This is a genomic window from Stenotrophomonas sp. S41 (assembly GCF_016624625.1).
GTDB lineage: Bacteria > Pseudomonadota > Gammaproteobacteria > Xanthomonadales > Xanthomonadaceae > Stenotrophomonas.
Genome location: NZ_JACVTV010000053.1, coordinates 21,093 through 27,092 on the forward strand (window position 1 = coordinate 21,093; position 6,000 = coordinate 27,092).

General features: G+C 67.4%; 4 protein-coding genes. 3 read left to right on the forward strand and 1 reads right to left on the reverse strand.

Annotation, left to right across the window (positions count from 1 at the left end; all coding sequences use genetic code 11):
- Positions 1 to 96 precede the first annotated feature (96 nt).
- The gene (locus IAE56_RS12520) at positions 97 to 2,259 is read left to right on the forward strand and encodes a bifunctional (p)ppGpp synthetase/guanosine-3',5'-bis(diphosphate) 3'-pyrophosphohydrolase (protein WP_200752745.1); all 2,163 of its coding nucleotides are present in this window, start codon (positions 97 to 99) and stop codon (positions 2,257 to 2,259) included.
- 117 nt (positions 2,260 to 2,376) lie between these two features.
- Here IAE56_RS12520 and catB read toward each other — a convergent pair whose 3' ends face one another.
- Positions 2,377 to 3,009, reverse strand: coding sequence for a type B chloramphenicol O-acetyltransferase (gene catB / locus IAE56_RS12525; protein ID WP_199932931.1), 633 nt, complete (start codon positions 3,007 to 3,009; stop codon positions 2,377 to 2,379).
- Between the two features lie 210 nt (positions 3,010 to 3,219).
- Here catB and IAE56_RS12530 point away from each other — a divergent pair, with 210 nt between their 5' ends.
- Positions 3,220 to 3,606 carry a RidA family protein gene (locus tag IAE56_RS12530; protein ID WP_025874214.1) on the forward strand — a complete coding sequence of 129 codons (387 nt, stop codon included), beginning with the start codon at positions 3,220 to 3,222 and terminating at the stop codon, positions 3,604 to 3,606.
- A gap of 7 nt (positions 3,607 to 3,613) precedes the next feature.
- Complete coding sequence (gene recG, locus IAE56_RS12535) at positions 3,614 to 5,725, forward strand: ATP-dependent DNA helicase RecG (RefSeq protein ID WP_200752746.1); 2,112 nt, start codon at positions 3,614 to 3,616, stop codon at positions 5,723 to 5,725.
- Positions 5,726 to 6,000 lie beyond the last annotated feature (275 nt).

Here is a 6,000-nt window from a genome sequence, read left to right on the forward strand (position 1 = left end):
TCAATGCCGTTGCTTGACCGCTGAACAGCCCGCCCCGTGCGGGCTGTTTCGCATTCAGGGTTTGCCGTAATCGGCGCGCTGGCATAGGCTTCTGGCATGAACCCAGGCCCCACTGCCAAGGTAGCCGCGCCCACCGCCGCGGCCGTACCTGATTACGTCCTCCAGCTCGAACGCGCCGCCCATTACCTGCCGCCGGAACAGCTGCCGCTGCTGCGCCGTGCCTGGGAAGTCGGTGCGTCGGCGCATGCTGGGCAGACGCGCAAGTCGGGCGAGCCCTACATCACCCATCCGGTGGCCGTGGCCCAGGTGCTGGCCGAGCTGGGGCTGGATGTGGAGGCGCTGATCGCCGCCATCCTGCACGACACCATCGAAGACACGCCGCTGACCCGCGAAGAGCTGGCCTCCGAGTTCGGTGAAGCCGTGGCCGAGCTGGTCGATGGCGTGACCAAGCTGGACAAGCTGAAGTTCCGCGACCGCCAGGAAGCGGCCGCCGAGAGCTTCCGCAAGATGCTGCTGGCGATGTCGCGCGACCTGCGCGTGATCATGATCAAGCTCGCCGACCGCCTGCACAACATGCGTACGCTGGGCGCGCAGAGCCGCGAAGCGCGCGGCCGCATCGCCCGCGAAACGCTGGAGATCTACGCGCCCATCGCCCAGCGCCTGGGCATGAGCCTGGTCAAGAGCGAGCTGCAGAACCTTGGCTTCAAGGCGCTGTACCCGTGGCGCCACGCCATCATCGAAAAACACATCCGCAGCCAGCCGGTGGTACGCCGCGAGGCGATGGCGCAGGTGGAAGTGCAGCTGTCGCAGCGGCTGGCGAAGGAAGGCATCGAGCACCGCCTGGTCAGCCGCATCAAGACCCCGTGGAGCATCTACAACAAGATGCGCGACGAGAACAAATCCTTCGACCAGGTGATGGATGTGTTCGGTTTCCGCCTGGTCGTGCGCAGCGTGCCCAGCTGCTACCACGCGCTGGGTTCGGTGCACGCCACCTTCAAACCGCTGGATGGCCGCTTCCGCGATTTCATCGCGATTCCCAAGGCCAACGGTTACCAGTCGCTGCATACCGTGCTGTTCGGGCCCTACGGTTCGCCCATCGAGGTGCAGATCCGCACCGAGGAAATGGACCTGATCGCCGAACGCGGCGTGGCCGCGCACTGGACCTACAAGTTCGGTGGCGATTCGCCCAACAGCGCGCAGAGCCGAGCCCACGCCTGGATCGTTGAACTGATCGATTCGCAGCGCGCCGCCGGTTCCTCGCTGGAATTCCTCGACAACGTGAAGGTCGACCTGTTCCCGGACGAGGTCTACCTGTTCACGCCGAAGGGCAAGATCCTGGCCCTGCCGCGCAACTCGACCGCGCTCGATTTCGCCTACGCGGTGCATACCGACGTCGGCAACATGGCCGTGGCCTCGCGCGTGGACAAGAAGCTGGTGCCGCTGCGTACCAAGCTGGTGTCCGGGCAGTCGGTGGAAATCATCACCGCGCGTTCGGCGACGCCCAAGCCGCAGTGGCTGGAATTCGTGGTCACCAGCAAGGCGCGCACCGCCATCCGCCACCAGCTCAAGCAGCTGGAGCACGAAGACGCCGTGCAGCTGGGCCACCGCATGCTGGACCGCGCGCTGGAAGCGATGGATTCCTCGCTGGAACGCCTGCCCAAGGGCCGCCTCGATGCGTTCCTGGCCGAACACCGTTTCCCGCGTCTGGAGGCCCTGCTGGCCGAAGTGGCGCTGGGCAACTGGATGCCGACCCAGGCCGCGCAGGCGCTGATGGCCTATGCCGAGCTGCGCGGCGGCGCGCATTCGCGCCACCACTCGCAGGAAAAGATCCTCATCAACGGCAGCGAGCGTGGCGTGGTCACCTTCGCCGGCTGCTGCCAGCCGATTCCCGGCGACGAGATCATGGGTTACCACACCGCTGGCAAGGGCATCGTGGTGCACCGCGTGGATTGCCCGAACCTGGCCGAACTGCGCAAGTCGCCCGAGCGCTGGGTGCCGATCGGCTGGGACACCACCGTGTCCGGCGACTACAACACCGCGCTGGTGGTGGAAGTGGAGAACGGTACCGGCGTGCTGGCGCAGCTGGCTGCGGCCATCGCGCAGAGCCACTCCAACATCGAGCGCGTGGATTACCTGGACCGCGACTTCAACGCCGCCGTGCTGGCGTTCAACATCCAGGTGCGCGACCGCAACCACCTGGCCGAAGTCATGCGCCGCCTGCGCCGCCTGTCGGTGGTGCAGTCGGTCCGCCGCCAATAACGCACGGGGTCGGATCCCTCTCCAGCGGAGAGGGCTCTGACCCCATCGCGTGACATGAACCACACGCACGGGGTCAGAGCCGTTTCCCGCCGGGAAACGGATCCGACCCCAGCCGCATCACGCCACCTGTTCGCGCCAGTAGGCATGCAGCGCCGCGATATCTCCGGCGGTCAGCAGCGGCATCGCCGCCTGAATGTGCGCCAGCGGCCACGCCCACCACGCCATTTCCAGCAGCCGTGCGATGTCCTCCGCTTCGAACCGGCTGCGCAGCACTTTGGCTGGGTTGCCACCCACGATCGCGTAGGGCGCCACGTCGCGGGTCACCAGCGCCCGGCTGCCGATCACGGCACCATCGCCAATGCGCACCCCCGGCAGGATCATCGCCTCGGCGCCGATCCACACGTCATTGCCGATGACCGTGTCACCGGCCGGGCTGAAGGCGTCGTTGGCCGCAGCAAAGGCCGGCTCTTCCTGCATGTAGAAGAACGGGAATGTCGATGCCCAATCGTGCCGGTGGCCCTGGTTGCCGGCCATGATGAAACTGGCGCCGCTGCCGATCGAGCAGAAGCTGCCGATGATCAGCTTGTCCACGTCATCGCGGTCAGGCAGCAGGTAGCGCGCACAATCGTCGAAGCCGTGCCCGTGGTAGTAGCCGGAGTAGTAGCTGTAGCGGCCGACCAGGATGTTGGGGTTGGTGACCATTTCGGTCAGCAGCTTGCCCTTGAAGGGCGAGTCGAAAACGTTTGCCATGGTGTGGCCCTGCCGGAATCTGCAGCCAGTCTACGGAAGCCCGGCCCCGGGCGAGTCCAGTAGATCCACGCCATGCGTGGATGATGTTCCGCGAACGTGACGCACGGGGTCAGAGCCGTTTCCCGCCGGGAAACGGATCCGACCCCAGCCGACATCGCGCCCACCCGGTACAATCACCGCTCTGTTTTCCCCCAACGCACCGGAGCGACCATGTCCCGCCAGATCATCAACACCGAAAAGGCGCCTGCCGCCATCGGCCCGTACTCGCAGGCCGTGCGCGCCGGCAACACCGTGTACTTCTCCGGCCAGATTCCGCTGGACCCGGCCACCGGCGACATCGTCGGCGTGGGTGACGTGGAAGCGCAGGCCCGCCGCGCCTTCGACAACCTCAAGGCCGTGGCCGAAGCTGCCGGTGGTTCGCTGGACAAGGTCGTGCGCCTGGGCCTGTACCTGACCGACCTGGCCGAATTCGCCAAGGTCAACGCCGTCATGCAGGACTACTTCCAGGCCCCGTTCCCGGCCCGTTCCACCATCGAAGTCTCCGGCCTGCCGAAGGGCGCCAACTTCGAGGTCGACGCGGTGATGGTCATCGACTGACCCACCCGTGGCACGCAAGGCGGCGGTCACCCCGGCACTGTCACCGTCCGGCGAAGCATCCCTGGCGATGCTGGCCGGCGTGGGCCCGGCCGTGGCCGCCAAACTGCAGGCGCGTGGCCTGGCCACCCTGCAGGATCTGTGGCTGCACCTGCCGCTGCGCTATGAAGACCGCACCCGCCTGACCCGCATCGAAGACCTGCGCCCGGGTGTGCCCGCGCAGGTGGAAGTGCGGGTCACCGCGGTCGAACGCGGCATGCGTTACCGGCCCATGCTGAAGGTGGCGGTGGAGGACGAAGGGCGGGGCACCCTGGTGCTGCGCTTCTTCCACTTCCGCCAGCAGCAGGTCGGCCAGTTCGCGGTGGGCAACCGGCTGCGCTGCTTCGGCACGCCCAAGCCCGGCCACCTCGGCCTGGAAATCGTCCACCCGAGCTACCAGGTGCTGGGCCGCAACGACGATCCCGAACTCGGCGACCGCCTCGACCCGGTGTATCCCACCGTGGAAGGCGTCGGCCCGATGACCATGCGCAAGCTGATCGGCCAGGCCCTGGATCGCCTGCCCGAAGAAAGTACGCTGGAACTGCTGCCCACGGGCTGGCTCGACGGCCTCGGCTTGCCTTCGCTGCGCAGCGCGCTGCTGACCGTGCACCAGCCGCCGCCGGATGCCGATCTGGCCGCGCTGGCCGCCGGCACCCACCCGGCGCAGCGACGTCTGGCGATGGAAGAACTGCTGGCCCACCACCTCAGCCTGCGCCGCCAGCGCATTGCCCTGCAGGCGCACCACGCGCCGCCGCTGGCGGGCCCGGGCAAGCTGGCCAAGGCCCTGCTGAAGCAGCTGCCGTTCGCGCTGACCGGCGCGCAGGCACGCGTGTTCAAGCAGATCCGCGAAGACCTCGCACGCCCCAGCCCGATGCTGCGGCTGGTGCAGGGCGACGTCGGTTCCGGCAAGACCGTGGTGGCCGCGCTGGCCGCCATGCTGGCGGTGGAGCAGGGCAAGCAGGTTGCGTTGGCCGCACCCACCGAACTGCTGGCCGAGCAGCACCTCAACAATCTGCGCGGCTGGCTGGAGCCGCTGGGCGTGCGCGTCTGCTGGCTGGCCGGCAAGGTCACCGGCAAGGCGCGCGCCAAGGTGATCGAGCAGGTCGCCAATGGCGAAGCGCAGGTCGTGGTCGGTACCCATGCGCTGATGCAGGAAGCGGTGGTGTTCCAGGACCTGGCCCTGGCCATCGTCGATGAGCAGCACCGCTTCGGCGTGCACCAGCGGCTGGCCCTGCGTGACAAGGGTGCGGGCGCACACAGCGTGCCGCACCAGCTGGTGATGACCGCCACGCCCATTCCGCGCACGCTGGCGATGTCCGAATACGCGGACCTGGATGTATCGGCCATCGACGAGCTGCCACCCGGCCGCACCCCGGTGCAGACCGTGGCGCTGAACAACGATCGCCGTCCCGAACTGATCGAACGCATCGCGCTGGCCTGCCAGGAAGGGCGTCAGGTGTACTGGGTCTGCACGCTCATCGAGGAAAGCGAAGCGCTGGATGCCACGCCCGCGCAGGCCACCTACGAATCGCTGCAGGCGCTGCTGCCCGGCGTGCGCGTGGGCCTGGTGCATGGCCGCCTGAAGGCTGCGGAAAAGCTGGCCACGATGGTGGCGTTCAAGGCCGGCGAGATCGATCTGCTGGTGGCCACCACCGTGATCGAAGTGGGCGTGGACGTACCCAATGCCTCGCTGATGGTGATCGAGAACGCCGAGCGTCTCGGCCTGGCCCAGCTGCATCAGCTGCGTGGCCGCGTCGGCCGTGGTTCCGCGGTATCGCGCTGCGTGCTGCTGTACCAGGCACCGCTTTCGCAGATGGCGCGCGAGCGCCTGCAGACGATGCGCGAAACCAACGATGGCTTCGTCATCGCCGAGAAGGATCTGGAACTGCGCGGCCCCGGTGAACTGCTGGGCACGCGCCAGACCGGCCTGGCCGGCTTCCGCATTGCCGACCTGGCCCGCGATGCCGGCCTGCTGCCCGGCGTGCACGACCTGGCCGAACGCCTGCTTGCCCAGCAACCCGCGCTGGCCGATCGCGTGGTCAACCGCTGGATCGGCACCGCCGTGCGCTACGCCTCGGCGTAACGGCCGAAGGGGTCAGCCGACGGGGTCGGATCCCTTTGCTGCGCAAAGGGCTCTGACCCCATTCCCGGAATGCACATCCACGCATGGCGTGGCTCTACTTCGCGCTGCGCGCGTGAGTCGAGCATGGGCTCGACTCTACAGACAGCCTTCTCGATCATTTTCTTCATCCACGCATTGCGTGGATGTGTCGACCAAGGTCGACACCTACCAACAGCCGCGAAAATCTGTCGAAGGCGGGGTGGGTCCGGTTGAGGGGGTGTGAGCGGCATGGATGC

What these genes read in the sequence shown, in the direction of transcription:
- catB (WP_199932931.1), bottom strand. Translation starts at nt 3,009, where the DNA reads ATGGCAAACGTTTTCGACTCGCCCTTCAAGGGCAAGCTGCTGACCGAA.
- IAE56_RS12530 (WP_025874214.1), top strand. Translation starts at nt 3,220, where the DNA reads ATGTCCCGCCAGATCATCAACACCGAAAAGGCGCCTGCCGCCATCGGC.
- IAE56_RS12520 (WP_200752745.1), top strand. Translation starts at nt 97, where the DNA reads ATGAACCCAGGCCCCACTGCCAAGGTAGCCGCGCCCACCGCCGCGGCC.